This window comes from Candidatus Wallbacteria bacterium (genome assembly GCA_028687545.1).
Lineage (GTDB): Bacteria > Muiribacteriota > JAQTZZ01 > JAQTZZ01 > JAQTZZ01 > JAQTZZ01.
The window spans coordinates 1-26,427 of record JAQTZZ010000026.1 but is presented as its reverse complement, the minus strand read 5'-3'; the positions used below and the strand labels follow the sequence as shown (position 1 = coordinate 26,427).

The window sequence follows — 26,427 nt, the reverse complement described above, 5'->3', positions numbered from 1 at the left end:
TAAGTAAAAAAGAGGTATCTGATGGGACCTGAAGATAAAGTACGGATTATTATCGATCAGAACCTGGAAAAAGCAGGCTGGAAAGTACAGGATTATCGATCCATTAATCTTGGGGCCTCACCAGGTGTTGCAGTCGGATACTTTCCCCTGAAAAATCAGCTTGAAGCCGATTATGTCCTGTTTGTTGACCGTAAAGCCATCGGCATCATTGAGGCAAAAAAAGAAGGCCATACCTTAAGCGGAGTTTCTGAGCAATCCTCTATTTATATCGAATCATTCCCTGGCAACATTCCCAATTATGGAATTCCACTGCCTTTCCATTATGAAAGTAACGGCACAGAGATCTTTTTCCGGGACATCAGAGATCCTGATTCGCGCTCCAGGAGGGTATTCAATTTTCACAAGCCTGAAACCCTGAAAAAATGGGCATTGGATGCGAGCACTCTCAGAGCAAGGCTGAAAGAACTGCCTCCACTGATCAAAGATCATCTCTGGAAACCGCAGATTCCTGCCATTGAGAATCTTGAGCTGGCCTTGGCCGAAAATCATCCCAGAGCATTGATCCAGATGGCTACAGGCAGCGGCAAGACTTATACTGCCGTCAATTTCGTCTACAGGCTGATCAAATTTGCCAAAGCCAAGAGAGTGCTGTTTCTTGTAGATCGTAATAATCTCGGCAGGCAGACACTCAACGAATTCCAGCAGTTCAGGACTCCTGACGATGGCCGTAAATTCACTGAGCTTTACAATGTGCAGCGCATGACAGGCAACACAATCGACGATGCCTGCAAAGTTTGTATCACTACCATCCAGAGACTATTTTCCATGCTTAAGGGCGAGCCTGTTTTTGATGAGAGCCTGGAGGAAGATTCGCTGTTTTTCAACAGCCTGGAAAGAACGCCTGTGGAAGTTGTTTATAATCCGGCGATCCCGATCGAAACCTTTGATTTCATAGTCACTGACGAATGCCACCGTTCGATCTACAATGTCTGGCGTCAGGCACTGGAATACTTCGATGCCTTTATCATCGGCATGACTGCCACTCCCTCAAAGCAGACCATCGGTTTCTTCAATTCCAAGATCGTGTCCGAATATCCTCACGAGCGGGCTGTAGCTGACGGCGTGAATGTAGGATATGAAGTCTACAGGATCAAAACCAGGATCACTGAACAAGGGAGCACTGTTGAAGCCGGGCTTTATATTGATAAAAGGGATCGGCTGACGCGTAAAGTGCGCTGGGAACAGCTTGACGATGATCTGGAATACAAGTCAAACCAGCTTGATACGAGCGTGGTATCCAAAGACCAGATCAGGACAATCATCTGCACTTTCAGAGACAAAATGTTTACAGAGATTTTTCCTGACCGCAGCGGTGTAGTCCCCAAAACCCTGATCTTTGCCAAGGACGATTCTCACGCAGAGGACATTGTCGGAATCATCCGCGAGGTATTCGGCAAAGGCAATGACTTCTGCAAAAAGATCACATACAAGACAACAGGCGAAAAGCCTGAAGACCTGATCAGCAAGTTCAGGAATTCGTATGACCCCAGAATCGCCGTGACTGTAGACATGATTTCCACAGGAACAGACATCCGGCCTCTGGAATGCCTGATCTTTATGCGCGATGTGAGATCAAGCCTTTTGTTCGAGCAGATGAAAGGCCGCGGCACCAGGATCATCAATCCCACTGACATGCGCTCAGTCACTCCAGGCACAGGCATCAAGGACGGTTTCGTGATCGTGGACGCTGTAGGAGTCTGCGAAAGTGCGAAAAACGATTCCTCGATCCTGGAACGGAAAAAAACTGTACCTTTTGAAGCCCTGATTCAGAGCGTGGCTCTCGGCAACAGGGACGAAGACACATTATCAACTCTGGCCTGCAGGCTGATGAAACTGATGCGCAGGCTGGAAAAAGCCGAGCATGAAGAAATCAAAACACTGACAAACGGCAAAACGATCAGCGATATCGCCAATTCACTGCTTGATGCGATTGACCCTGATAAACATGAGGAAAGGGCCAAAGAAAAATTCAAAGTCCCTGTGCCTGACGAGCAGCAGATCAAAGAAGCTGCAGATGAAATCAAGGAAGAATCCTGCCGGGTTTTCGATGATCCGAAGTTCCGAGAGCGTTTGATAGAAATCAGGCGCAGCAAGGAGCAGATCATTGACACAGTCAGCCAGGATGAGGTGATATCAGCCGGATTCGATGCCAATGCCAAGGAAAAATCCGAAAAGATCATCGGCACTTTCAAGCAGTATATCGAAGATCACAAGGACGAACTAGCAGCCCACAGCATAATTTTTGGAAAGCCATACACTCAGAAGCAGATCGCAGAAGACGAAATCAAAAACCTGGCAGCCTCGATCCAGAATCCCCCATATTTCCTGACAGCAGACAAAGTCTGGCACGCTTATGAACAGCTCGACAGATCCAGAGTCCAGGGCGCAAGCGCTCACCGTTTGCTGGCAGACATCATTTCCCTTTTACGTTTCACAGCAGGCGATGAAAATGTACTCCGCCCTTTTTCCGAAACTGTGGAAGAGCGTTTCGCAGACTGGCTGAAAATCCAGGCCGAAAAAGGCGTGAAATTCAGCGAAACAGAACTGGAATGGCTCAAGCTGATCAAAGAACATGTAGCCACATCCTTATCCATAAAAATGGACGACTTCGAGCTGACCCCCTTCCAGGCCCGTGGCGGAGCGATGAAGGTTTATCAGGTGTTTGGGGAAAGGTTGAACGGGATTCTTGAAGAATTGAATAAAGTGCTGGTGGGGTGAAATGGAATATATGTATGTTATAATCAATACAAAATATTATTGGACGGGTTATGGAAAAGCATGATGATTTGAAAATCAATAATCTCAGTATTGATGAATGGATTGATAAGGGAGAAAAAAAGACTTCTCCAAACTTACAGGAATTGGAGAAGTATGATTTTAAAAATGTCGCTTTTCTAGACCTTCTTGCTATGAAAGACCTTGTTTACAATGAAAAAGATGATTCGGCAGCAATACAGAAGATGAAGAAAATCAAAGGGATTATTGATATTGAAACAAAATCAATTGCATTAGATCCTGACTTCATACTAACACATTTTTCGGATTCATTCATTTTTACATGCTCGGAAAAACACATGCTGGATCTTGTATCTTTACTGGCTACTATTCAAATGAGAATTTTGGTGGAGTGCCAGTTTCAGCTCCGTGGTGCAGTAACCTATGGTAAAGTAAAAGTAACTGATGCTGGAAAAGATATAATTGGCCCTGCTTACATTGATGCGTTTAAACTTGAACAAAAAAGTGCTATATACCCACGAATTATTATTCATAACAATTTCCTTGATAAATTCTGCGAAAAGCACCCTAATTCAAGTGAGATTATTTTGACAACGGATAACGAAAAAATCATTGACTATCTTGGTCATTTTGTTACATCTGAAGAGAAAAACAAAAAGAGTAAAGAGGAGATAATATTATTCTTAAAACGCGAAAAGGTATTTAGATTTTTATCGGAGCGTTATGCTGAATTTAAAAAGAAAAATGATCATGCAATAAAACAAAAATATGGGTGGACGATTCAATACTTTTTAATGAAAGGAATATGGCATGAATCAACGAATATTAATTGGTAAAAATCTCTTAGAAACTATTACTTCAGCCCTTTATGAAGACCCAATTATTTTGTTTAGAGAGTATGTGCAAAATTCTGTAGATGCTTATAAAAAAGCAATTCAAGAAAATGGCAAGCCAGAGTTAAGCGAATTCCAAGTGAATATTGATGTTGATAGAAAAAAAAGAAGCATTATTGTAAGAGATAATGGATATGGAATATATCCAAAACCTGATGTGTCTCCTCTACTAATCGTGCAAGAGTTTAATAAAAAAATGCTTTCATTTGGTGAATCCGATAAAAATTCCCAGCCGACAAAATATATAGGTTTTCGAGGAATTGGAAGAATTTCTGCAATGCCTTTCTGTAAAAAACTTAGGTTTGTAAACAAACCCGAAGGGGTGTCCGAAAGATATATTTGTGAATGGCAGGGGGATAAATACAAGGAGTTGCTAAACTCGAATTCTAAAGATTCATTTGATGACATAGTACGAAGAATCATTAGTTTTAGCACTGAAAAAAATCAAAGTAATAATGATCATTATTTTACTGTCGAGATCATTGATTATTCTTTAGACGTTGAAGAATTGTTAGGCGAAGAAAAAACAAGGATAGGTTTGTTTGAGCAGAGATTAATGAAAATGCTTCCATTGCGATACAAAAGTGATTTCAAGTCAGCGAAAAAAATTATTGATAAATATAATGAATTTATGGACGAGGACCTAAACGATTTCATGTATTCTATTGTACTCAATGGTAAAGAATTATCCAAAAACTACTCTGACGAACACGTTTTAGAGGCAGGTATTAATTTTTGGGAAATTAGAGGCAAGCAACGGGCGAATGGTAGGCCTGGAGATAAAATGGGTATTCTTTGGTTCACATTTAATCACGATCTGGAAGCAGTCAAAAAACATACTAGCGACTATGGCATTTTAGTAAGATCGAAAAATGTATTGATGGGTAGTAATGATAAATTCGTTGAGCTTTGTGTGAATAGTAATAAATATGTTTCTACATCCAGAGAATTAACCCAAGCTATGAAAGCAACCTGTGGTGAGTTATTAATAAACTACCCAGAGTTAAAAGATAATGCACGAAGAGAATGGTTTAGAATTGATGAAAAATCTCTATATTTACGGAATCTTATCGTCGATTTCATGGAAAAGTTACATAAATGTAGGTATAGCGCTTCTCGGTACTATCATGGACCTCATGAAGAGAATAAGAATAAATTTAAACATGCTTTGACAGATCTGATTAGTGCAAACATTGATCATAGTGGTTTTTTTAAAATTGATCCAAAAAAGAGAAGAGAAAATGTCTTTCAGATTGCTGACGAAGATATGCCGAGTGAGTCAATGCCAATGAAAAGAGCATATGATAATCTCATGGTGATCATTAAGGATTTTTTCAGAAAGAAAAATACCTTAGAGTTGTTTTTAGAGTTACGTGCTTATATAAAAAAATCCTATTCAAAAAAGTAGATTTGTGTATGAATGTTTTATTAGTTGAACCAGATTATGTTAACAAGTTTCCTCCACTGGGCCTTATGAAATTGGCAACGTATCATAAGAATCGAGGAGATAAAGTAGAATTTTATAAAGGTAAAGCACCTTATACACTGATAAGTAGGACTGATAGAGTTTACATCACAACATTATTCACATTTTATTATGAGATAACTATCGAAACTATAAAGCATTATTTGAACTATCTTCATAAAGATAGTGTTTATATAGGAGGGATAGCTTCTACGATTTTATACAGAAAATTTAAAAAAGAATTATGCACCGACAACGTCATTCGTGGTCAGCTTACGAATTCATCAATGATCGGTTTTTCTGATAACGTGAACATCGATGAATTATCGTTAGATTATGATATTCTAGATGATATTATCTATCAATATCCAGTCAAAGATAACTTTTTCATTCATACTACCAGAGGTTGTCCGCGGAGATGTGAATTTTGCGCAGTCCCTGTTTTAGAAAGTGAATTCAAAGATACAAATAATGTCATAAAACAAATCACTTCAATACGTGAAAAATACGGTGATATGCGAAATGTGATGATAATGGATAACAACATACTTTACTCACGTAAACTTTCACAGATTGTCAAAGATTTAAACAGACTAGGATTTATCAACCAGAGGCCCAATTTTGTATATCCACATCCCCTAGAATTGTTGGTAAACAAAGTTTTACGAAGGAAAAATGATGGAGATCCTTTTGCTAAGCAAATTGATGACATTATTGATTTTTTGATAAGGTTTTCAACAAAAATTCAAGGTCGAGATAACCAAGTAATTTATAAAAACATTCTTCTCAAGATTCAAAGCGGGGATAATAAGCTTGAAATAATGCTTGAATCCCAGGAAATTCTTAACAAAATCATCGATATCTATAGGTACAAACAACCTTTGCAGAGATACATCGATTTTAATCAGGGTATCGATGCTAGGTTGATAAATGAAAAAAAGATGAAAACTCTTAGTAAATTACCAATAAAACCATTTAGGTTAGCTTATGACAATATCGAAAGTACTGAAAATTACCAAAATGCATTTAACACAGCATATAAACATGGAGTAAAGTACTTTTCAAATTACATACTCTACAACTATAAAGACAAACCAGAGGATTTGTGGAATCGACTTCATAATAATACCGATTTATACAAAGAAAAAGATGACATTCAAGCCTTTTCTTTTCCAATGAAATATGCACCTATCGGCCGCATAGACCGTGATTTTATTGGTATAAATTGGAATAAAAAGTATTTATCAGCAATTAATCTTATTTTGAATGTAACAAAAGGTGTAGTTGCTAAGGAAAAGGATTTTTTTTACAAGGCATATGGCGAGAATATTGAAGAGTATTTGATGATTTTAACAATGCCAGCGGACTTCATCAAACATAGATTTTTGTTTGAAAAAAAAGGATTCATTGCTGCATGGAAACAAGATTACTTAAAATTAGATCCCTCTGAAAGGAAAACCCTACTCGAAGCTCTCTGCGGAAAAGGGAAAGAAAAAGCATCGAAAAATGTAAAGATAAAAAATGTATTGGGATATTACACAATCACAAAAGAAAACTACAAAAACAAGCCTTTGATAATAAATCAGTCAGATGAAGTCAGCTGTAGAAATAGGAGTGTGGTGCGTAAAAGGATGACTTCATCTGGAGAAATAGAAGAAGAGTAATTTTCTTCAAACATTTACGCGAGCAGTATTAGAGCATCAAGAGGTTTTGGGGTGTTTCTTTGGTATTTAAGTGGTCAACTGTTAGCATCGAGAGCATTGCAGCAATAAACCCAGACCTTCCATTCGAAAATTTAACTGATGATATTGAAGTTTCATTTCTACCGATGAAACATTTAGAAGAACTTAGTGGGAAGATATCCCGACTTGAAATTCGTAAGTATTCTGAAGTCAAAAAAGGCTATGTAAAGTTCATTGATGGAGATATTTTGTTTGCCAAAATCACTCCATGCATGGAAAATGGAAAACTTGCAATCGCTTTGCATTTAAAAAATGGAATTGGTTTCGGCTCAACTGAATTCCATGTAATTAGGATGCCGGAAATTGTATGTAGAAAATTTTATTTTTACTATTTTATCCAAGAGAAATTCCGTAACTTAGCAAAAAAAAGCATGAAAGGTACTGCTGGACAACTGAGAGTTCCAGCAGATTTTTTAAAAACTTGTCAATTACCTCTTCCTCCCCTCCCCGAGCAGCATCGCATTGTTGCCAAAATCGAAGAGCTTTTCACGCGGCTGGATGCTGGGGTTGAGGAGTTGAAAAAGATCAGGAAGCAGTTGAAGAGATACCGACAGTCTGTGTTGAAAGCTGCATTTGAAGGGAAATTGACTGAGAAGTGGAGGGAAGAACATAAAAAGGATCTTGAATCCCCAGAGATTTTATTGGATCGAATAAAGAAGAATGACAAAAACAAGAATTGTTCTGTATGGCGCAATTCTTCCCATGAAATTGCTGGGTTGCTTTCAATTCCTAAAAATTGGCTATGTGTAAAAGCGGAATTCATTTCCGAATTTATCACAAAAGGCACTACACCCTCTAAAAACCAAATGTCTCAAGGTGTCGGCGAAGTACCTTTTATAAAGGTTTATAATCTGACATTTGATGGAAGTTTAGATTTTTCTGTTAATCCTACATTCGTAACAAAAGAAACCCATACTGGTTTTCTAGCTCGATCTATAGTGATACCCGGTGATATACTGATCAATATTGTTGGACCGCCGCTAGGGAAAGTGTCTTTAGTTCCAGACGATTTTCAAGAATGGAATATTAATCAAGCAATAGCAAGATTTAGAGTCAATGATAACTTAGATAAGAAATTTCTTATGTTTTATTTCCAGTCGGAAACTACAATAAAATCAATGATGAAAAAATCAAAAGCTACAGCTGGCCAATTTAATTTGACGCTCGAAATTTGTCGCGATATTGATATACCTGTGTGTGGATTGAAAGAACAACACCAAATCGTCCAGGAAATCGAGCGGCGGTTTTCAGTAATTGAGAAATTGGAGAAGACTGTTGAGGAAAGCCTCAGGCAGGCTGAGAGGCTGCGGCAGAGTATTTTGAAGAAGGCGTTTGAAGGCAGGCTTGTGCCGCAGGACCCGGACGACGAGCCTGCTGAGAAACTTTTGGAGAGAATCAGAAAAGAGAAGGAAAAGCTGGAAACGGAAAAGAAAAAACGGAAAAATAGGAGTGTTTGAAACAGCATTCCGGAAATTAGAGTATAATTTTATCAGACAGCTTGGAGAATCAAGCGTAAAGGAGTCCATATGTCCGCAGCATTGAATATCAGTCTCAAACAGATGAAAAAGCTCGTGAGCAGTTTTTCCAGTGCCGAACAGGAAGAGCTGGCCCGCTATCTTGATCAGCTTACTCTCGGCCAGAGATTGAATAAATTCATTTCTGAGAATTCCAGCATTCCCTTCTCATACGAAGAGATCACCCGGGAAGTGGAGAAAGTCCGAACAGACAGATACAAATGAAGATCGTAATCGATACCAATGTCTGGATCAGTTTCCTGATTGGAAGGATTCTTGGTGGACTTGAAGAAAAGCTTGTCAGCAGGAAGATTCAGATTCTGACTTCAGATGAGCAGATTCATGAAATCATCAGAGTGGTCACCAGACCGAAATTCGCCCAGTATTTTTCACGGGAAAAAGTGTTTGAGATGCTGGCCTTGATTACCAGGCTTTCAGAAACTGTCGTAATTGAAAAGAGAGTTTTTGACTGCCCGGATAAAAAGGACAATTTCATACTGGAAATTGCAGTCAATGGCGGAGCTGAGTTGATTGTTACAGGAGACAAGGATCTTCTGAACATGAATCCTTATCAGGGAATAAAGGTTGTTAATTATAAAGATTTTGTCGGCTTGTAAAGAATGATATTAATCCCACAAGGAATTCTTGACAGTTCGAAAAGAGGGCAACCATGGCCAATGAATCCTCTGCCATAGTCCAGCGGCTCTGGAATTACTGCAATGTGCTGCGCGACGATGGGGTCAGCTACGGTGACTATGTCGAGCAGCTGACTTATCTTTTGTTTCTGAAAATGGCTGACGAGCAGACCAGGCCGCCATTCAACCGGGTTTCAAACATTCCCGTCGGATTCGACTGGATGAGCCTTGTAGCGAAAGACGGCGATGAGCTGGAAATTCATTACAGACATATCCTGGAAAACCTTGGGAAATCCAAGGGATTGCTGGGCGTGATTTTCCGTAAATCCCAGAACAAAATCCAGGATCCGGCCAAGCTCAAGCGGTTGATCAAGCATATCGAGTCAGAGAGCTGGATGGCGCTTGATATTGATGTAAAAGGCGAGATATACGAAGGACTGCTGCAGAAAAACGCTGAAGACACCAAAAGCGGGGCAGGCCAGTATTTCACTCCGCGGCCTTTGATCAGGGCCATGGTTGAAGCGCTTAAACCGCAGCCAGGTCTGACGATTTGCGATCCTGCCTGCGGAACAGGCGGTTTTTTTCTGGCTGCCTGCCAGTATCTTGAGAAAAATACCAGACTGGACAGGGAACAGAAGCAGTTCCTCAAATTCAATACATTCAAGGGCTGGGAAATCGTGGATGCCACAGCCAGGCTCTGCGTGATGAACCTTTACCTGCACGGCCTTGGAGGTGATGAAAGTCCGGTTCTGGTCAGCGATGCGCTGGCATCAGACCCGGGCGACAGATTCGATTTCATCCTCACTAATCCGCCTTTCGGAAAGAAGAGCAGTTCCACAATCGTCAATGAGGAAGGCAAGGAAAACAAGGAAGCCCTGATCTACGAACGCCAGGATTTCTGGGCCACCACTTCCAACAAGCAGCTCAATTTCGTGCAGCATATTAAATCCATACTCAAAACCAACGGAAAAGCCGCTGTGGTAGTACCAGACAATGTCCTGTTTGAAGGCGGTGCTGGAGAATCAGTCCGCAAAAACCTTTTGTCGCAATGCAATGTCCATACGCTTCTGCGTCTACCGACCGGAGTTTTCTATGCCCAAGGAGTCAAAGCCAATGTGATTTTCTTTGACAAAAAGGAAGCTGGCGAAAAGCCCTGGACAGAAAAGGTCTGGATTTACGATCTGCGCACAAACAGGCATTTCACTTTGAAAACCAATCCCCTGAAATACGAAGACCTGCAGGATTTCATTAATTGTTATAATCCGGACAATCCCTTTGATAGAAAGGAAACCGAGCGATTCAAGTGTTTTACCTACGACGAAATCTCCAGCCGCGACAAATTCAACCTCGATATTTTCTGGCTCAAGGACGACAGCCTGGAAGACATGGAAAACCTGCCGGAACCTGATGTGATTGCAAGGGAAATCATGGAGAATCTGGAGTCGGCATTAGGGGAATTTAAGGGGATTTGATTGAAGTGGGACGGTACTTTACTCTTTTAAATAAACTGGTCTCCAGCGCCTGTCTGTTCCATTTTGCCGTAATCGCATGATGGGGTTATCATAAAGGCATGAAAGGTAATTTTTTCTTCAAATTGCTTGAAAACCTGATCCGGGAAAATGTGGAATTCGTGATCTGCGGAGGAGTTGCCGCTGTTCTTCATGGTTCCGACCGCATCACTTACGATCTTGACTTGATGGTCAATCCGGAAAACGGAAATTTCACCCGCCTCGCGGCTGCATTGAAGAGAATGAAGTTCAAACCCAGAGCACCGGTTTCTGTTGAGGACATCGCTGATCCGGATAAAAGGCGTGAATGGATTGATCTGAAAGGTGCGCTTGTGATGACTTTCCTGGATGAGCGAGGCATCGCGCAGCTGGATATATTCCTTACCTATCCGATTCCCTATGAAGAGCTGAAAACCCAATCCGAAACAATTGAGCTGGGCGGAATCAGGGTCTACATCTCCTCCATAGGCCATCTGATCAAAGCGAAAAAAGCCGCAGGACGGCCTCAGGACCTTGCGGACATCGAAATTCTGGAAAGGATTCGAAAGCAGACGTGAAAAGACAAGGCAAGGAGATTCATCAGGATTTTGACGGCCACAATATACAGCTGTCTTCACTTGCACCTATCAAGCGCCTGGAAGTGCTGTCCCAGCTTGCAGAGTTCAGGAAAATGCTGATCAATGCACGAAAAAAGAAGGGAAAAGTACTTTAGGGGGAAATTAGGGGATAATTAGGGTCAAGTCTTGAAAATTAGCGTTTGTCTTCACAATGTTTCCTGAATTCCCTGCGATGGTTGTATTCCTGTTAATTCTTCCAATCAATCCGAAAAAAGAGTAAACTTTTTTAATGGAGGATTGCCAGCACGTTTAATGCTGATGATCTGAAACAGGAGAAGATAGATGCCGCTTGAACTGGAGAGCCTGAGAAAAGCTGTGACAGCATTGAGCGATGTGCTGGCAAAAAGCGATGATGCTGAATTCATGAAAACCATGGATGAAGTAACCCGCAATGCGATCAAATCCGGAGTGATCCAGCATTTCGAGTTCACCTACGAGCTCTGCTGGAAATTCATTAAGCGCTGGCTGGACATGAATGTCAGCGCCTCGGCTTTCGACGGAGTCGCACGTCGGGAACTGTTCAGGCACGCAGCTGAACACCGGCTGATTACTGATGTGGAACAGTGGATGCGGCATCATGAAGCCAGAAACCAGACTTCCCACACCTATGAGGCCGAAACCGCTGAACTCGTCTATCAGGCAGCGCATGAATTCGCCGGAGACGCAGTAAAGTTACTTGAAGCATTGGAAACCAGGAATGATTGACCTCAACCCCGGCCATCTGGATACAGTCAAACGCATCCTGGCCGAACATGTGCCTGACTGCGAGGTACGCGCCTTCGGTTCCAGAGTGACCAGGACTGCCAAGGCTTATTCTGATCTTGACCTGGCCATTGTAAGTCCAAATCCTTTGGAGCGGGATACACTACGCCTCCTGAAGGAAGCTTTTGAAGAATCAGACCTGCCGGTCAGGGTGGATGTGCTGGACTGGCAGTCTATTTCAGATAAATTCCGCAAAATCATTGAAGCTTACTATGAAGTTCTTTAAATTGATGATTAGCTGTTGATTGGAGGGAATCTTGAAATTTTGCATTTTATCTGCTCTGTTTTTCCTGTTCTGGAACAGTACGTCAATTGCAGCGGAACAAGTAAAGGTCCCCACAATCGAAGCAGAGTTGGATTCCTCCCCTGCCTGTGGCGACACGATCGTGAATTTCTATCAGGCCGCACCTGTCACTTTTAACCCGCTGCTGGCCAGGGAATCAATCTCCCAGAGCTTTTGCAGCCTGATCTACAGCAGCCTGACCAGTTACAATCAGAATTGTGAGCTCGAGCCTGACCTCGCTTCCAGCTGGGAAATCTCAGCTGACGGCCTGCAGATCACTTTCGAACTGAAAAGTGGAATCAAATGGCACGACGGAGTGGATTTCACTGCAGAAGATGTGAGGTTCACCTATGACCTGATCATGAACCCAGTCGGACGGCCGGCAGACCAGAAAATGACCGGTTGCTTCGAAACCCTGGAAGTCCTGACAAGCCATTCTCTGCGCTTCAAGCTGAAAAAACCGTTTGCCCCTGCCCTGAATTATTGCGGATTTCAGATCATAGCCAGGCATATTTATCTGACCGAAGATCTGAATACGTCATCATTCAATCTGAATCCGATTGGAACAGGACCTTTCCGCTTTGTGAGGTATCTGAAAAATGAGCAGGTGGTTCTGGCAGCCAACCAAGAATATTTTTCAGGCAGACCCTTTGTCGACCGCCTAATCACCCGCATCATTCCTGACCGTTCGCAGGCTTTCCTGATGTTCAAACGCGGGGAGATCGACGTTTTCCCGCTGACTTGGGATCAGTATGTGAATCAGGTCAAGGGCGGGGAACTGGAATCCAAAATCAATGTCTACACTTCGACCAATAAAGCCAATTTTCTTTTGTATAACAATTCCAGGGAAATCCTATCTGACAGGCGGGTGCGCCGGGCACTCACACAGGCGATCGACCGCGAAGCTCTTGTCAGAGAAGTGCTCCATGGATACGGAACAAACACCTCAGGACCGTGCCTGCCGGATTCCTGGGCCTATGACAAGACTATAGAACCATGGCCGTATTCTACGCGGGAAGCGACTAACCTGCTATCAGCGGCAGGCTGGTCAGACACTGACGGCGATGGAACACTGGAGCGCGGCACAAAGGAATTGAGGCTTTCGATCGTCAGATTCGGCAATGACCCTGTGGCAATGCTCGTACCGGGAATGGTCATGAATTACTGGTCCACTGTCGGGGCTACGACGGAACTTTCAGTCACAACCTGGGGTGGATTGATGGACAAAGCCGGTCAGGGTGATTTTGACGTGATCATGATCGGCAACAGGATCGACCCGACTGAACCTGACTCAAATTACAGCGTCTGGCATTCATGCGAGATTCCTGACCCCAAACTGAAAAAAGGCGACAATCTGGCCCGTTACTCAAATCCTGAGGTGGACAGTCTGCTGGAACGCGGCAGGGAGATTTTTGACAAAGCTGAACGGCAGAAGATATATCACGCTTTGCACAGATTGCTGCACGAGGATCAGCCCTGCACTTTCCTCGGAATGCAGCAGTCGTTTTTTGCTGTGAACAAGCGATTCCACGGGATCAGCGCAACCATGGCCGGAGGTCTGACTCCGATGTGGCGCTGGTTCGTGCCTGAATCCCAGCAGAAGTACTCAGATGGAAACTAGTGGTTATTGCAAAAGAATTACTGATTTAGGCTTCAGCTGATCTCTCAGAAAATTTCAGCGCTTTTTCCACTTTTTCCCTGAGTACTTTCGCCTGAAAAGGCTTAAGCAGGTAATCGTTGGCTTCGATGATTGAGTAATTGTTCTTCAGGGCTTTCAGTTCTATGCCTGTCACCAGGATCACTGGAAGGTCCCGGTTGAATTTTCGGATTTTACTGCAGAGTTCGTATCCGTCACTGCCAGGCAGCATGAGGTCAATCAGCACAAGATCGGGTTGATAAAGTTCACAGGCTTCGCGTATGTCCTGGCAGAAGCTCCGCGGTATTACTTCAAAATCGCGCTGCAGTTCCTGCTTGACCAAATCCAGTATGTCCTGGTCGTCATCAATGATCAATACTTTTTTCTTCATGTATTCCCCCTGCACTTTAAAAATTATTGTGGTTATAGCATTCATTATGCCGTTTTATGTAAAAAATAGCAACGCAGCTGGAAACAAGCTGAGTTAATGGTTTCCTGAATTTCATCCGAAATCAAATCATATCTAAAGAGATGTAAAGCTGTAAAATAATTTCCAGCTTGATTAATAATAGATCGCAATTTCTTACCAATCCAATGTTTCTGCCGAAAACTTTGAAAAGATATCAGAGGCTTAAAATGAAAAAACTGCTTTATCTGGACAATGCTTCCACTACATTTCCAAAGCCTGAAATTGTCTATAAATCAATGGACCACAATTACCGCACCAGGGGGTTCAATGCAGGCAGGAGCGGTCACTCGGCTCTGGCAGCTTTGAGCGACATGATCCTTGAAACGCGCTCGATGCTGGCCATCCTGCTGGGAGGCCCGGCTCCCGATAAAATCGTATTCATGCCTTCTGCCACGATCTGCCTGAACACGATCATCCAGGGCCTCAGCTGGAGAAAAAATGATGTGGTTTATGTATCTCCTTTTGAACACAACGCCGTGCTGCGGCCTCTGCATCGTATCAGACAAGAGTTTGACATTAAGATAAAGCTGATTCCTGTGAACAGGGATTACAGGTTCGACCTGAAAAATCTGGAAAAATTGCTGATAGAAGACAAACCCAGGCTGATCTGCTGCACGCATGTCAGCAATGTACTGGGCTTGATCTGCCCTGTGGAAGCAGTGGCCGCGCTTGCCAGAAAACACGGGTCTGTCCTGCTGGTAGACGGCACTCAGGGCGCAGGGCTCATTGACGTGAATGTCGTGAAAGCAGGGATTGATTTTTACGTTTTCGCAGGCCACAAGACTCTTTATGGTCCTTTTGGAATTGCCGGATACATCTATAACTCAGAGATCAGGATCAGGCCGCTTTATTTCGGCGGTACAGGCACGCATTCGGAACAGGAATTCTGCCCTGACGTGATCCCGACCAGATACGAAGCAGGCAGCCCAAACATCCTGTCCATTTCAGGCCTGCATGCTTCCCTTAAATGGCTGCAGAAGCATCTGCCGCCAAAAATATTTGAGCATGAACGCAAAACCATGCATCAGCTCAAGAATTTCCTGACCAGGCTTCCTGATCTTGAAATTGTGGAAATCCCTGATGAAATTTCGGCAGGGATTGTTTCCTGCATTCCCCAGAAAGGAAGCAGCACTGATTACGCAAAATTCCTGGACCGCGAATTCAACATAGTAGTGCGGCCAGGAGCTCATTGCGCTCCATATGCACACGAGTTTCTGGGCACTCTCGATTCAGGCACCGTGCGCTTCAGCCTTGGCTATTTCAACAAAGCATCACAATTCGCCGGACTGTGAGGCAACTTGAAAAAAATCTCCGCCATACTGCTTAACATCTTTCTTTACACATTCGCTTTGGACGCTGTCATTTCCCTATCCGACTCAGCGTTATGCTTTATCGGACAACTGCAGACCCTGCAGCAGATCAGAATTGTGACAACGTTCATCGCGGCTCTGGAAATTCTGCTCCTTTACCTGGTTTTATGCGTAACCTGTGTTTTCCCGCTGAAACTGATTGTTCCCCAGATTCTTTTTCTCTTCTTATCCACTATTGTCCAGCTACCGGCAGCTTTCATCGCTTCAGCCGAACTTCCCAAATTAGATCTGTTTTTTTCGCTGGCCCAGTTCCTGATCGGGTGGAACAGCTTGCGGATTTTACGGAAATCGAACCTGAATCAAAGCTAGTTTGCGACTGAATCAGGTCTCAACCCCAGTTTTTTTTCCTGGAAGCATACTGTCTCCTATCTATTCATGAATATTTTCGTAGTCATCCCTTTCCTGGCAGGCTATATCCTGATCGGACTGTCCCAAGGGGTGTCACACGCCTCTGCAGGATTTATCGAACTGAGTGCCTCTTCGATGGAGCTCACCCAGAAGAAATATTCCAATGATTCCAGGGAAGTATATCTGGTTGCCATGATGCATATCGGGGAGCGGAACTTTTATGAGAAACTGGCTGCCTCTTTTCCGGCTGAATCATCCATTGTGCTGATGGAAGGAGTCACTGACAGGAAGAAGCTCCTTAAGTATCACCTTAATTATCAGAAATTCGCCGACTTTCTGGGTATTGATACTCAATCCGACTATTTCAACCCTGCTTCCAGGGAGATTGAATGCAAGTATGCTGATCTTGATATGTCCGATCTTTCACCCGGAACAGTAAAATTCATTAATAAATGTGCCAGGATCCACAGCCAGGGATTTACCAGCCAGGAGTCACTGAAAGAAATGTTCTCCCAAGGTGCTGACGACAAAGAATTCGAGCTTTTCAAAACCGACATCGTAGGGAAAAGGAACATCCATCTTCTGGAACAGATCGCAGCCGGACTGAAGACTCACAGGATCGTTGTAGTGCCATGGGGAGCTTATCACATGCCTGGGCTGGAATCCGCCTTGCTGTGCCAGGGTTTCATCCAGTCAGACCTGAAAAAGTGGGATGTGGTGAAATATCAGACTATTTTTCATTCCCTTGTTTACAAATGGCAGTCTAAAAACGCTCCCAGTCTAAATGAAACAGAAACCAGCAAATAATCAACCTGAGTATTACCGGAAAAGTCCTTGAAAAATCTGAGCTTCCGTCTATAATTAAATCAGAGTATAAAACCTCTCGAAACAGAGGGGCAACAAGTGGAGACAGGAGGGCAGTATGAATTTTGGGGTAAAAGTCTGTTTCGCAGTTCTTTTTTTCGCTCTTTTTTCAACATCTAAAGTTTTTGCAGACACCGCAACGGCCGGACAGGACCGGATTCAGGTCGTGTTCGAAGACAAGGATTTCCAGTTGCTGCAGCAGATTGCTGATGTCTATAAAAAACTGCCTGCAGAAGTCAAGGAGAAATTGAAGCCGATCCTGCAACAGATCAAAGGCGCCCTGGAAAAGGCTGCTGCAGCAGGAATCATGAAGAAAGCAGATGTAGACAAAATCATCGCCATGTTCCAGGGCAAGTCCCTGGACTTTGATTCTTCGCATGCAGATCGTGTTCAGATTGTCTTGGATGACAAGGATTTCGCCAAAATCCAGATGGTAGCGGATATCTATCAGAAGCTTCCGGCTGACGCCAAAGAAAAGCTGAAACCAGCGCTGGAATGCATAAAAGGCGCTCTTTTAAAGGCTGCAGAAGCCGGAGTGCTTAAAAAAGCCGATGTAGACAAGATCATCGCCATGTTCTCAGGCAAGTCACTGGATGATGTTGAACGACTGCAGATCATCATGGAGCAGAAAGACTTCGACTTCCTGCAGAAACTTGCGAGCCTTTATACCCTGCTTCCAGACAGTGCCAAGCAGCAGATCAAACCCTATCTCGACAAAGCCAAGGAAATCCTGAATAAAGCCGTTGCAGCCGGCATTATGAAAAAAGACGATGTGGACAAGATACTCAAGCTGTTCAATCTGAAAGATGGAGTGCATTCAGTCACTGAATGGCTCACCAATTTGATCAACCGCATAGTGTCCATTTTCGACCTGCAGAAGACCATGGTTGGAAGGAGCGACGTCGAGGATGCACAGATCGACGCTTTGGTGGCTGAGATGGAATCCTGCACCGATGAAATGGTCAACAGGCTGCAGATCCTGCTCGACCAGAAAGATTTCGACAATCTCCAGAAGGCAGCCGCCGTATATACCCTGCTTCCCAATGACATCAAGGACAAGGTCAAGCCTGTGATGGAACAGGTAAAGCAGGCTCTGCTCTCAGCAGCCAAGGCAGGAGTGCTTAAACAGGCTGATGTGGATAAAATCCTCAAGATGTTCAACCTTTAGAAGCTGTTAAACCTGAGCTCCCGCGAAGATTTTACAGCTTCTTAACCCCCGAAGTCCTTTAGGACGTAGCGGGGTTTAAAATGTAACCAGCCCTAAATGAATTTAAAAGAGCCCTTTTCGGGCTCTTTTCTTTTTCAGTCTTCGTAAAAATCCGGATCATCCCTGAGTATGTTCGTTTTCCAGTCTTTTCCATCATCAAATTCAATCCCTGGATCAGAATCTTTCCAGAAATGCCAGCCTTTATAAGCAATTCCTTTCCAGTAAATCCTCATGCTGCAATCATTCCAGGGACCCCAGAAAATCTTGTTATCGTAATAGATGGGACCGCCCTGCTGTTCCACTGGTTCTCCAAATCTCCTCATCGGATCTTCCGAGAGACACTTGCCGGTTTTCTTGTCGATCAGGTAGATGCAGTTGTGTGCGTCGGTGAAAACTACTGAATCTTTCAATATCAGTGGAGTACTGCGGCCTTTGTAATATCCCCGCTCATAAATCCAGAGGCTTTCCATGGTTTCCTGGTCTATGCAGAAATGATTCTGACCCATTGTCACGTATACGTTCCGGTCATCGCAGGCAGGCGAACCCCTGCCTTCAAATCCTGTCTCGTACTTGACCACAGTCTTCTGCTCCAGGTCTATCCGGTAAACTGCAGTCTGCTGGGTAAAAAAAAGATATTTTCCCGAGAGGCAGGGTGTCGAGTAAAATTCCGCTTCAGGCAGGTCCTGGATCCGCAGATTGCAGTTTACGCTGCCGTCAGCCACTTTCCAGCCGGTAATCCCGCGTCCGTTGTTGAGATAGATGATTCCGTCTCTGACCACTGGAGTGCAGTAAGTCAGTTTCGGCGAATGCTCCACGTTTTTCGGCAGGTATCTGCGCTTCCACATGATCTCGCCTTTGAGATTCAGGCAGAAAAGTTCGCCGTAAACCGTAGTGACCAGAACTCTGTCATCAGCTCCACAGGCTGCGGATACGACCGGTCCGGAAAGTTCAGACTGCCAGAGTTTTTTTATGCTGTTACCTGAGATGTCCAGGGCATAGAAAAGATTTTTTTTCCTTGATCCGATGAAAAGAATCCCTTTGTATACGATCGGCGAAGCTACGAACGGTCCCTTGAATTCAAGAGCGAACTTCTCGAAGTGGAAATCGCGCATGTCGAATGCAAGAATACCTTTGCCGTATCCGAAGAAAATTCTGTACCCGTAAACAAACGGGGTTGATGACATGGGTAGAAAATCGCGTGTCCATAGCTGGTAGGTATAAGTTTTCTTATATTCGAAGTTGGCAGGGACTTCCCTGACAGTTCCGAAAATTCCGTCATGGCCGGCTCCTCCACGATAGTTGACTTCTTCAGTGCAGAATGCGAATACAGATGTAAAAATTATGGCTAGAATTATTCTGTTCATCGAAACCTCCTAAGATCTCCCACAATTCATATAGCATGGATCTTGATTTCTGGGCAGATTCGATTAAAATATTAAAACTATGAAGATCGGAATTCTCTATAATCATGTGGACAGTGTCAGCCGTGGTTTCGACTATGACAAAATTTCCGACAATGATGTTCTGAAAACCGTTGAGCACATAAGGGGCGCACTCGCAATCAACAACGAAATCCTGCCAGTTCTGGTTGATGATGAAATCCTGGCACGTCTGACTCCAGAATGCTTTGACCTGATTTTCAACCTCTGCGAAGGGATCGGATCCGACATTACAAGGGAAGCAGAGGTCGCAGCCGCACTCGATCACAATGGAATTGTATACACTGGTGCGGGAGCGGACGCGCTCAGCCTCTGCGTCGATAAGATCCGCACTAAAAAAATTCTGTCAGAGCATGGGATCAAAACGCCGGCTTTCCAGCTCTTCAAAAGCTCAACCCAGCGTAAAAGCAGTAAACTTAAATTTCCCCTGATCGTCAAACCGATGCATGAGGATGCCAGTGTCGGCATCAACAGGGACTCGGTAGTCAGAAACACGTCAGAACTTAAGCGCCAGGTGGATTTTATTCTTGAAAATTACATGCAGGACGCTCTGGTTGAGGAATACATCGAAGGACGCGAACTTAATGTAGCCATCCTGGGGAACGGTAGAGACCTCCAGGTGCTTCCAATTTCAGAAATTGTTTTCACCTTGCCGGATGATCATCCCAGAATTCTGACCTATGAAGCTAAATGGTGCCAGGATTCCCATGTCTATAAAAACACTACAGGCAGATGCTTTCCAGACCTGCCTAACGATGTGGCTGAAGAAGTCCGTGCTGTCTCAGTCCTGGCATACAGATTGACAGGATGCAGGGATTACGCCCGCGTAGACCTGCGGCTGTCCGGGAACACTCCTTACGTGCTTGAGGTCAACCCGAATCCTGATCTGGATGTGGGAGCAGGTTTTGAGCGCAGCGGCAAGGCAGCAGGCATGGATTACCCAAAGCTGATTGCAGGAATTATTTTGGAAACACTCAAGCGTTATCCGCATTTCCGGAAAATCTCCAGACCACTGATTGATTGCGCATCTAAACGCCTGTCGGTCCGGAGAGTGATTCAAGCAGACACCCAGGACCTGATCCACTGGTTCAACAATCCTCAGGTATCAAAGTATATGGAATCCCCGGACAAGGAATGGAATCCCGGCAACATCTATAAATATTATTTCATCCTGAACCAAAAAGACCTGGATGTTCTTTACACTGATCTGCAGACAGGGTTGAAAATCGGATACGGCCAGATATATGGCATCGATCTTAGGAAGAGAACCGCGGAAATTTCCTATCTGATCGGTGAACCCGCATTTTACGGCAGGGGTTATGGCACAGAAATGGTGGAACTGCTGCTTCAGATCGCCTTCGAAAAGCTCGGCCTGAATTCAGTGGAAGCTGGAATCATCGAAGGCAATCTCCCTTCCATGAAGGTCTGTGAACGGCTCGGATTCAAAAGAACAAAGGTCAACAAGGGATCTGAAATCATAGATGGAAAAAAGACGGACGAGATTATTTTCGAGCTCTCAGCTTCTGAATACCTTCAGAAAAATAAGCCGGCAGCAAGCTGTCTTTAGATTATGCTTCACTTCGTTTAAAGGTCCTTGGCTTTGAACAGCCCTTCTTCCAGAGCTCCCATGAAACCTGCCTTCAAGACATCCGGATCGATCGGGTAGAGCTCTTTGATCATCTGCTCTGTCAGCACTGAGTAATATTTCTGATTCGGAAAGTAATCACCGATGAATTCAAGGTCTTCATCTGTAGTCATCCAGTTTCGACTGTCAAAGATTCTCAGATCAAGAGGCCTGGAGTACTTCCGCAGGGTTTTCTTACCCACTGTATTGAAGTAGAAATCAAAGTAAGACATTACCAGTTCACGCAGGCTCCTGTAAACAGGTTCCCTGAAACGCAGCACAGTGGTATTTGATTTGGCAACTGAACCGTAAAATTTACCCCTGCGGTAAATGGCGATCACATGATCATCATCATTGAAGGCTGAAAGGTCTACGACTTTCGGAACCTGCCCGAGATATCGCAATGCGGCAGCCGCAAACAATGCGCCTTCAAAACAATGAGCGCATTTCTCTTCCATCACTCTGCGCGGGGATTTGCACTCTGGCTTCGGATTGTAGGGCAGGCTGTTCAGGAACACCTGGACATCCCATGGATTATCTAATTTGCTCAGCACAGATGTTTCACGTTCAGACCATGGGTTTTGAGCTGCCAATTCAGTCTCCAAAGAGAAAACTTTTTCAGTGCAATCTGAAAACAATCCAAGTAATTCCCGACCTGACCTGAGCGGGTCCCAACCCGCAACCCCTATCTGTAAAGTAAATTATAACCGATAAACAGTCAATCAGGCAAATTTGCGATAGACCGGCTGCCGAGTTTAACTTTTTTCAGACATGGATTTTTTTCAAAAGCCAGGCCATGTTCAGGCCTAGGTTTTCCATTGTCTTCATGCCTTCCTCGTCTTTTTCGACTTCGCCTATCGCCCGGCCGATGCCGAGATTCCAGTAAGACGAACCAGGCACGATCATTTCATTGATGAAGAAGAAGAAGTTCAGGCTTGAAAAGGCATGGGTGGCCCCGGCCCGCCTCACCGCTGTAACAGCTGCTCCAATCTTTCTGGTGTACAACCCGCCATTGGAGCGGGAAACATAGCCTGTGCGATCGATGAAAGCTTTCATGGTGGATGTGACGTCCGAGAAATAAACCGGGCTGCCCAGTATGATTCCGTCTGCTTCGCGCATCATACCGATATACTTGTTGATCCCGTCATCTGTATTCACACATTTTCCGTTCTTGTTTTTCCCGCACATGCTGCAGGCCCGGCAGGGGTGGATAAGCTCGCCTGACAGTTCGATCAGTTCAGTACTGATCCCTTCTTTTTCCAGTTCTATGAATACGCGCCTGATCAGCAGGGTGGTATTTCCGTTTTTTCGTGCACTTCCGTTAAAGGCGATGACTTTCATGGTTTCTCCCTTAAAATTTCTCAGCCAGTTTCCTTGCCAGTTCCTGGGCCTGCTGGATCTTCTCTTTCTGCACTTCAGGTCCAAGCGCATCCATGGGCTGGGCATTGATGAAAGTGATGTCAGTGATGCCGATAAAATTGAAAGCCTGACACAGGTAAGGTTCAAGCATGTCCATGGAGTGCAGAGGGCTCTCAGGTCCATAGTCTCCGCCTCTGCTGGTCACGATCAGCATCTTTTTCCCTGTCACCAGTCCTTCAGGACCCTTTTCCGTATATCTGAATGTATATCTTGGCTGCAGAATCACGTCAATAAAATGCTTTAAAGTATATGGCAATCCAAAATTCCACATGGGTGTGCTGACCAGATAGCAGTCTGCGGATTTAAAACGCTCGATCAGGTCTATCACCTTAGTCCAGTTTTGCATCTGCCCCTGGTCCAGGTCCTTTCCTGAAAGCAGGGCGTACTTGCCTTGAATCGTCCGATAGGTCAGATCCGGAAGTGCCTCTGTCGAGACATTGATTTCATCGATTATCAATTCGTTATGTTTTTTCCGGCATGCTTCCAGGAAAGTCCTGGAAACCTTCAAAGTCCTTGAATCCTCTCCTCTGGGTGTGGCCAGTATGTGCAGGAGCCTTTTCATTCTGCCTCCTTTTCTTTTTTGCTTCAATCCGGATATAATGAGCCTCTTGCAAAATTCTTTTTTGCGCTGTATCTTGGGTAGGAATTTTGTTAGAGGCTCATATGGGCACTAATCTTAAGACAAGTGCCAAATAATGTTATCACTAATCGTTGGAGATAGATATGAAGGCAGATAATTTCAGACTGGTCCGGAAACTGATTGATGCGGTGAGTCCTTCGGGCTGTGAATCCCCTGCTGCTTTGGTTTTCAGCCAGGAACTTCCAGGGATCAGGATCGAACGGGACTGCATCGGCAACACCTCAGCGATCATCACTCCCCGCCGCAGCCTCGGCAAAATCATGCTGGCAGCACATTCCGACGAGATAGGCTTGATGGTTAAATACATTGATGAGGATGGATTTGTTTATTTTTCCCCTGTCGGAGCAATTGATCCTGGTGTCCTGATCGGCGTTCGTGTAACCATGATCAATGGATCAGGAAAACAAATCCATGGCGTGATCGGCAAGAAACCGATTCATCTCATGGATGCCAAGGAGCGCGAACGGGCAGCATCAATGGACGATCTTTTCATAGACATCGGATGCAGGAAGAAGAGCGAAGCGGAAAAACTGCTGGCAGTTGGAGATACCGGGATTGTGGAATTTTCGCTTGATTTTCTTCAGAAAGACCGGATCGCAGGCAGAGGACTCGATGACCGGATTGCACTTTATGTAATCATTGAAGTGATGAAAAGACTGCACAAGGAAAAAAATAAACTGAATTTCGAGGTTTTCGGAGTCGCAACCACCCAGGAAGAAGTCGGTCACAGGGGAGCCCAGGTTTCATCGTTCAACATCAATCCGGATTGCTGCCTGGTGATTGATGTCACGCATGATACCAGCTATCCCGGGTCATCTAAACAGAAAGACGGAGATGTTACCCTGGGTTTGGGCCCATGCATCTGCAGAGGACCGATCCTGCATCCGCTTTTGACATCAATGATCGAACAATTCGCCAAGCTGAAAAAAATCCCGCTGCAGGTTGATATCGGGACAAGATCTACAGGTACGGATTCGGATCACATCCAGAATAACTGCGGAGGGATTGCTACTGCACTGCTTGAAATTCCACTCCGCTACATGCATACTCCATCGGAAATGATCGCCATGGGAGATGTGGAAAAACTGATAGACCTGATCACAGGATTTATTCTGTCATTAAAAACCAAGCCTGATTTCAGGGTGTAGTTTCGATAGGGGTTACTTGTTCCGCTTCAGCTCCAGCAGTTCCCTTCGCACAACCCTGGCAAATTCCTTCTCTTCCCTGCTCCCGCTCTTTTGAACTTCCGACAGTTCAGACACTGGATCAATGGATCTTAGAATTCGAGCCCTGAAAACATCAAATCTGTTCTCAGCTGTGGACAGAGTAGGTTTCGTTTTCAGAGGAACAATCCGGGAAGATTTCGTGGCAATGTAGATCAGATGATCTTTATCCCATGTGTTCCCGTCATAATGGAAGACAAAATCAACTTCTGTCACTCCGTCAGTGAAAGGTCCGATTTCAGCGAGGTATTTCCCGCCGCTGGCAGTCATTTTTGTTTCCACCGCTTTGCCGTCTGTCCAGGCTGTGGTATCTGAAGTCCAGTATTTTTTATCAGGCAGTTTCCAGCCATTGACACCCCAGTGAAGAGCACCAGGCTTTGCCGACCAGATCCTGATCTTGTCGGTTGCGGTGGGGTTTTCCGGTTCCCAGATTGAAACAGTATCTCCCATGTTTCCCACATAGACATGGAAGATAGCGGATCTGCCGGTATTGCCTAATGTATCCGCAGCTTCCACATAATAATTGACCATTTTATTCTTCAGATTCATGATTTTGGCGAGATAATAGCCTGCTCTGATTTTGGGAATCGCTTTTCCGCAAAGAGGGAGATCCTGGAGAGTCATGTCCAGTGAATTCCACTCGCTTCCGTTATTGTAAACCAGATCGCCGGACCCGATCGTATCCCCGGTTGTCTGATAAAATAGCTTTACAGACTTCAATCCTGATACGTCATAGACCAGAGTCCAGACAGTGAAATCCCTGGTCATTTCAGTTCCCCATTCCATTCCGCCTGGATTGTAGGGTTCGCGTTGCGGCGGAAAGATGGTGGGAGGAGTCGATTCGCCTGACGGGCTGGCAGCTCCCAGCGCATTATAACTGAGGTTGCAGGCCAGGGTGGGCTTGTCGTCCCATTCGTCCTTGCCGTCCCAGTACCAGTAGCAGGAGGTTTGGCCTTCCATCAGATATCTCCAGGCATTTTCCACTGAAGAGCTGAGGAAACCACTGGCTGCGTGTGTATGCACCTTGTTTTCCATGGCAACGACCGCTGCCCAGCTGTTGCGGTCCGAGCTTTTCCCTTTTGCCGGATCCACAGTTCCGTTGTAATAAGGGTCTCCGTTCCATTTCTTGAATTCCGGGTCTCCGATGTCGGCACCGGGCCAGGCCCCGTCTTCCACATGGATCAGGTCCGAACTGCCCGGAGGATACATGTCAAGGTAATCCTGAATCGTGGTCAGCTGATAATTGTCCGGATCTGATCCGATCCAGTTCAAGGTCTCGAAGTAATAACGCGACCCTGAGCAGCCGGCATTGTCGCCGTCGTGCGCCAGCACTACCAGGATCGGGTGGCTGTCGTCGTTCTGGTTTGCCAGTTCCTTAAGACGCGGAATCGGCGAACGGTCGCCGTAGCTGTCGTCATAACCCAGTGAGCGTGATGTGGGGACTGCCACGATCCTGGCCGGCTTGCCCTCAGGCGTGACAGCCCTTCCAGTGGAAGGATCGACTACTGCACCCAGTGCGGCTGGAAGGAGAAGGGCACTGAGGCAGCGTTTTCAGTGTTCTGCTGGCAGGACTGATTGACGTATGAAAACTGTGAATCATTGCGGATATCCGACTGGTTAGGCGGAATCATCTTTTCCCTGTCGCTGTATGGAAAACCGCTGTTGGCGCGGTCCAGATGCATGCTGTCCACCAGCACCCACTGGAAGCCTTCGTCTACCAGGGCCGGGATCATCCGTTCTGAAAATGCGTTTTCAGGCGGGAACAGTCCTTTGGAACCAGGATAACCGAACTTTGATTCGATCTTTTTGCGGTGCAGGCTGAGCTGACGCCTGATGTCAGGATATTCCACAAAAGCCATCAAAGGGTGGAAATATCCGAAACCGACCAGGTCGATCCTGGGATTGCCGAGTGCGGTTTTCCAGGTCCCTCCCTCGCGGTAGCGGCCGGCCAAGTCGTGTGAATAGGTTGTTCC

26 protein-coding genes are annotated in these 26,427 nt (G+C 44.8%); 19 read left to right on the top strand and 7 right to left on the bottom strand.

Going from position 1 to position 26,427, the window contains the following annotated elements:
• Window positions 1-21 precede the first annotated feature (21 nt).
• The 13 genes from PHW04_11585 to PHW04_11525 all read left to right on the top strand — a co-directional run bounded on the left by PHW04_11585 (window position 22) and on the right by PHW04_11525 (window position 13,836).
• On the top strand, window positions 22-2,778 hold the full coding sequence (locus PHW04_11585; protein ID MDD2716521.1) for a type I restriction-modification enzyme R subunit C-terminal domain-containing protein: 2,757 nt from the start codon (window positions 22-24) through the stop codon (window positions 2,776-2,778).
• A gap of 50 nt (window positions 2,779-2,828) precedes the next feature.
• Window positions 2,829-3,632 carry a hypothetical protein gene (locus PHW04_11580; GenBank protein MDD2716520.1) on the top strand — a complete coding sequence of 268 codons (804 nt, stop codon included), beginning with the start codon at window positions 2,829-2,831 and terminating at the stop codon, window positions 3,630-3,632.
• Window positions 3,607-5,097, top strand: coding sequence for an ATP-binding protein (locus PHW04_11575; GenBank protein MDD2716519.1), 1,491 nt, complete (start codon window positions 3,607-3,609; stop codon window positions 5,095-5,097). Before PHW04_11580 ends, PHW04_11575 begins: the two co-directional genes overlap by 26 nt.
• Window positions 5,098-5,105: 8 nt before the next feature.
• Window positions 5,106-6,818: a hypothetical protein gene (locus tag PHW04_11570; protein ID MDD2716518.1), complete on the top strand. Its 1,713-nt coding sequence runs from the start codon at window positions 5,106-5,108 to the stop codon at window positions 6,816-6,818.
• Between the two features lie 59 nt (window positions 6,819-6,877).
• A complete protein-coding gene (locus PHW04_11565; GenBank protein MDD2716517.1) occupies window positions 6,878-8,353 on the top strand; it encodes a restriction endonuclease subunit S in 1,476 nt (491 codons plus the stop codon).
• A 69-nt stretch (window positions 8,354-8,422) separates the two neighbouring features.
• A complete protein-coding gene (locus PHW04_11560) occupies window positions 8,423-8,635 on the top strand; it encodes a hypothetical protein (protein ID MDD2716516.1) in 213 nt (70 codons plus the stop codon).
• Window positions 8,632-9,027: a putative toxin-antitoxin system toxin component, PIN family gene (locus tag PHW04_11555; protein ID MDD2716515.1), complete on the top strand. Its 396-nt coding sequence runs from the start codon at window positions 8,632-8,634 to the stop codon at window positions 9,025-9,027. The genes PHW04_11560 and PHW04_11555 overlap by 4 nt, the downstream gene beginning before the upstream one ends.
• 53 nt (window positions 9,028-9,080) lie before the next feature.
• A complete protein-coding gene (locus tag PHW04_11550; protein ID MDD2716514.1) occupies window positions 9,081-10,517 on the top strand; it encodes a class I SAM-dependent DNA methyltransferase in 1,437 nt (478 codons plus the stop codon).
• Window positions 10,518-10,615: 98 nt separating this feature from the next.
• Entirely contained in the window at window positions 10,616-11,110 is a 495-nt protein-coding gene (locus PHW04_11545) for a hypothetical protein (GenBank protein MDD2716513.1), read from the top strand.
• The gene (locus PHW04_11540) at window positions 11,107-11,265 is read left to right on the top strand and encodes a hypothetical protein (GenBank protein ID MDD2716512.1); all 159 of its coding nucleotides are present in this window, start codon (window positions 11,107-11,109) and stop codon (window positions 11,263-11,265) included. Before PHW04_11545 ends, PHW04_11540 begins: the two co-directional genes overlap by 4 nt.
• 187 nt (window positions 11,266-11,452) lie before the next feature.
• Window positions 11,453-11,875, top strand: coding sequence for an HI0074 family nucleotidyltransferase substrate-binding subunit (locus PHW04_11535; protein MDD2716511.1), 423 nt, complete (start codon window positions 11,453-11,455; stop codon window positions 11,873-11,875).
• Window positions 11,868-12,158: a nucleotidyltransferase domain-containing protein gene (locus PHW04_11530; protein MDD2716510.1), complete on the top strand. Its 291-nt coding sequence runs from the start codon at window positions 11,868-11,870 to the stop codon at window positions 12,156-12,158. The genes PHW04_11535 and PHW04_11530 overlap by 8 nt, the downstream gene beginning before the upstream one ends.
• Before the next feature lie 31 nt (window positions 12,159-12,189).
• Window positions 12,190-13,836 (top strand): ABC transporter substrate-binding protein, encoded by a 1,647-nt coding sequence (locus PHW04_11525; protein ID MDD2716509.1) that lies wholly within the window; start codon window positions 12,190-12,192, stop codon window positions 13,834-13,836.
• 25 nt (window positions 13,837-13,861) lie between these two features.
• Here the strand turns inward: PHW04_11525 and PHW04_11520 are convergent, their stop codons facing one another.
• Window positions 13,862-14,242, bottom strand: a complete 381-nt coding sequence (locus tag PHW04_11520; GenBank protein ID MDD2716508.1) for a response regulator — start codon at window positions 14,240-14,242, stop codon at window positions 13,862-13,864.
• Between the two features lie 245 nt (window positions 14,243-14,487).
• Here PHW04_11520 and PHW04_11515 point away from each other — a divergent pair, with 245 nt between their 5' ends.
• The 4 genes from PHW04_11515 to PHW04_11500 all read left to right on the top strand — a co-directional run bounded on the left by PHW04_11515 (window position 14,488) and on the right by PHW04_11500 (window position 18,070).
• The gene (locus tag PHW04_11515) at window positions 14,488-15,612 is read left to right on the top strand and encodes an aminotransferase class V-fold PLP-dependent enzyme (GenBank protein ID MDD2716507.1); all 1,125 of its coding nucleotides are present in this window, start codon (window positions 14,488-14,490) and stop codon (window positions 15,610-15,612) included.
• 6 nt (window positions 15,613-15,618) lie between these two features.
• Window positions 15,619-15,999, top strand: coding sequence for a hypothetical protein (locus PHW04_11510; protein ID MDD2716506.1), 381 nt, complete (start codon window positions 15,619-15,621; stop codon window positions 15,997-15,999).
• 66 nt (window positions 16,000-16,065) lie between these two features.
• On the top strand, window positions 16,066-16,845 hold the full coding sequence (locus tag PHW04_11505) for a hypothetical protein (GenBank protein ID MDD2716505.1): 780 nt from the start codon (window positions 16,066-16,068) through the stop codon (window positions 16,843-16,845).
• Between the two features lie 115 nt (window positions 16,846-16,960).
• Window positions 16,961-18,070, top strand: a complete 1,110-nt coding sequence (locus PHW04_11500; protein MDD2716504.1) for a hypothetical protein — start codon at window positions 16,961-16,963, stop codon at window positions 18,068-18,070.
• 134 nt (window positions 18,071-18,204) lie between these two features.
• Here PHW04_11500 and PHW04_11495 read toward each other — a convergent pair whose 3' ends face one another.
• Entirely contained in the window at window positions 18,205-19,473 is a 1,269-nt protein-coding gene (locus PHW04_11495) for a PQQ-binding-like beta-propeller repeat protein (GenBank protein MDD2716503.1), read from the bottom strand.
• Window positions 19,474-19,552: 79 nt separating this feature from the next.
• Here PHW04_11495 and PHW04_11490 point away from each other — a divergent pair, with 79 nt between their 5' ends.
• Entirely contained in the window at window positions 19,553-21,115 is a 1,563-nt protein-coding gene (locus PHW04_11490; protein MDD2716502.1) for a GNAT family N-acetyltransferase, read from the top strand.
• A 17-nt stretch (window positions 21,116-21,132) separates the two neighbouring features.
• Here the strand turns inward: PHW04_11490 and PHW04_11485 are convergent, their stop codons facing one another.
• From PHW04_11485 to PHW04_11475, 3 genes are all read right to left on the bottom strand, one after another.
• Entirely contained in the window at window positions 21,133-21,765 is a 633-nt protein-coding gene (locus tag PHW04_11485) for a hypothetical protein (protein MDD2716501.1), read from the bottom strand.
• 172 nt (window positions 21,766-21,937) lie between these two features.
• Window positions 21,938-22,513, bottom strand: a complete 576-nt coding sequence (locus PHW04_11480; protein MDD2716500.1) for a flavodoxin family protein — start codon at window positions 22,511-22,513, stop codon at window positions 21,938-21,940.
• Between the two features lie 10 nt (window positions 22,514-22,523).
• Window positions 22,524-23,153 carry an NAD(P)H-dependent oxidoreductase gene (locus PHW04_11475; GenBank protein ID MDD2716499.1) on the bottom strand — a complete coding sequence of 210 codons (630 nt, stop codon included), beginning with the start codon at window positions 23,151-23,153 and terminating at the stop codon, window positions 22,524-22,526.
• Window positions 23,154-23,314: 161 nt separating this feature from the next.
• Between PHW04_11475 and PHW04_11470 the strand changes: the two genes are divergently transcribed.
• Window positions 23,315-24,379, top strand: a complete 1,065-nt coding sequence (locus PHW04_11470) for a M20/M25/M40 family metallo-hydrolase (GenBank protein ID MDD2716498.1) — start codon at window positions 23,315-23,317, stop codon at window positions 24,377-24,379.
• A gap of 12 nt (window positions 24,380-24,391) precedes the next feature.
• Here PHW04_11470 and PHW04_11465 read toward each other — a convergent pair whose 3' ends face one another.
• Window positions 24,392-25,903 carry a hypothetical protein gene (locus PHW04_11465; GenBank protein ID MDD2716497.1) on the bottom strand — a complete coding sequence of 504 codons (1,512 nt, stop codon included), beginning with the start codon at window positions 25,901-25,903 and terminating at the stop codon, window positions 24,392-24,394.
• A 53-nt stretch (window positions 25,904-25,956) separates the two neighbouring features.
• The coding region (locus tag PHW04_11460; protein ID MDD2716496.1) for a hypothetical protein at window positions 25,957-26,427 on the bottom strand (471 nt) is incomplete at its 5' end.

Bases quoted from the DNA above. Each gene is read 5' to 3' on its own strand.
- PHW04_11545 (MDD2716513.1), top strand. From the start codon at position 10,616: ATGAAAGGTAATTTTTTCTTCAAATTGCTTGAAAACCTGATCCGGGAA.
- PHW04_11560 (MDD2716516.1), top strand. From the start codon at position 8,423: ATGTCCGCAGCATTGAATATCAGTCTCAAACAGATGAAAAAGCTCGTG.
- PHW04_11555 (MDD2716515.1), top strand. From the start codon at position 8,632: ATGAAGATCGTAATCGATACCAATGTCTGGATCAGTTTCCTGATTGGA.
- PHW04_11585 (MDD2716521.1), top strand. From the start codon at position 22: ATGGGACCTGAAGATAAAGTACGGATTATTATCGATCAGAACCTGGAA.
- PHW04_11475 (MDD2716499.1), bottom strand. From the start codon at position 23,153: ATGAAAAGGCTCCTGCACATACTGGCCACACCCAGAGGAGAGGATTCA.
- PHW04_11535 (MDD2716511.1), top strand. From the start codon at position 11,453: ATGCCGCTTGAACTGGAGAGCCTGAGAAAAGCTGTGACAGCATTGAGC.
- PHW04_11520 (MDD2716508.1), bottom strand. From the start codon at position 14,242: ATGAAGAAAAAAGTATTGATCATTGATGACGACCAGGACATACTGGAT.
- PHW04_11575 (MDD2716519.1), top strand. From the start codon at position 3,607: ATGAATCAACGAATATTAATTGGTAAAAATCTCTTAGAAACTATTACT.
- PHW04_11480 (MDD2716500.1), bottom strand. From the start codon at position 22,513: ATGAAAGTCATCGCCTTTAACGGAAGTGCACGAAAAAACGGAAATACC.
- PHW04_11515 (MDD2716507.1), top strand. From the start codon at position 14,488: ATGAAAAAACTGCTTTATCTGGACAATGCTTCCACTACATTTCCAAAG.
- PHW04_11470 (MDD2716498.1), top strand. From the start codon at position 23,315: ATGAAGGCAGATAATTTCAGACTGGTCCGGAAACTGATTGATGCGGTG.
- PHW04_11490 (MDD2716502.1), top strand. From the start codon at position 19,553: ATGAAGATCGGAATTCTCTATAATCATGTGGACAGTGTCAGCCGTGGT.
- PHW04_11580 (MDD2716520.1), top strand. From the start codon at position 2,829: ATGGAAAAGCATGATGATTTGAAAATCAATAATCTCAGTATTGATGAA.
- PHW04_11530 (MDD2716510.1), top strand. From the start codon at position 11,868: ATGATTGACCTCAACCCCGGCCATCTGGATACAGTCAAACGCATCCTG.
- PHW04_11505 (MDD2716505.1), top strand. From the start codon at position 16,066: ATGAATATTTTCGTAGTCATCCCTTTCCTGGCAGGCTATATCCTGATC.
- PHW04_11570 (MDD2716518.1), top strand. From the start codon at position 5,106: ATGAATGTTTTATTAGTTGAACCAGATTATGTTAACAAGTTTCCTCCA.
- PHW04_11550 (MDD2716514.1), top strand. From the start codon at position 9,081: ATGGCCAATGAATCCTCTGCCATAGTCCAGCGGCTCTGGAATTACTGC.
- PHW04_11495 (MDD2716503.1), bottom strand. From the start codon at position 19,473: ATGAACAGAATAATTCTAGCCATAATTTTTACATCTGTATTCGCATTC.
- PHW04_11500 (MDD2716504.1), top strand. From the start codon at position 16,961: ATGAATTTTGGGGTAAAAGTCTGTTTCGCAGTTCTTTTTTTCGCTCTT.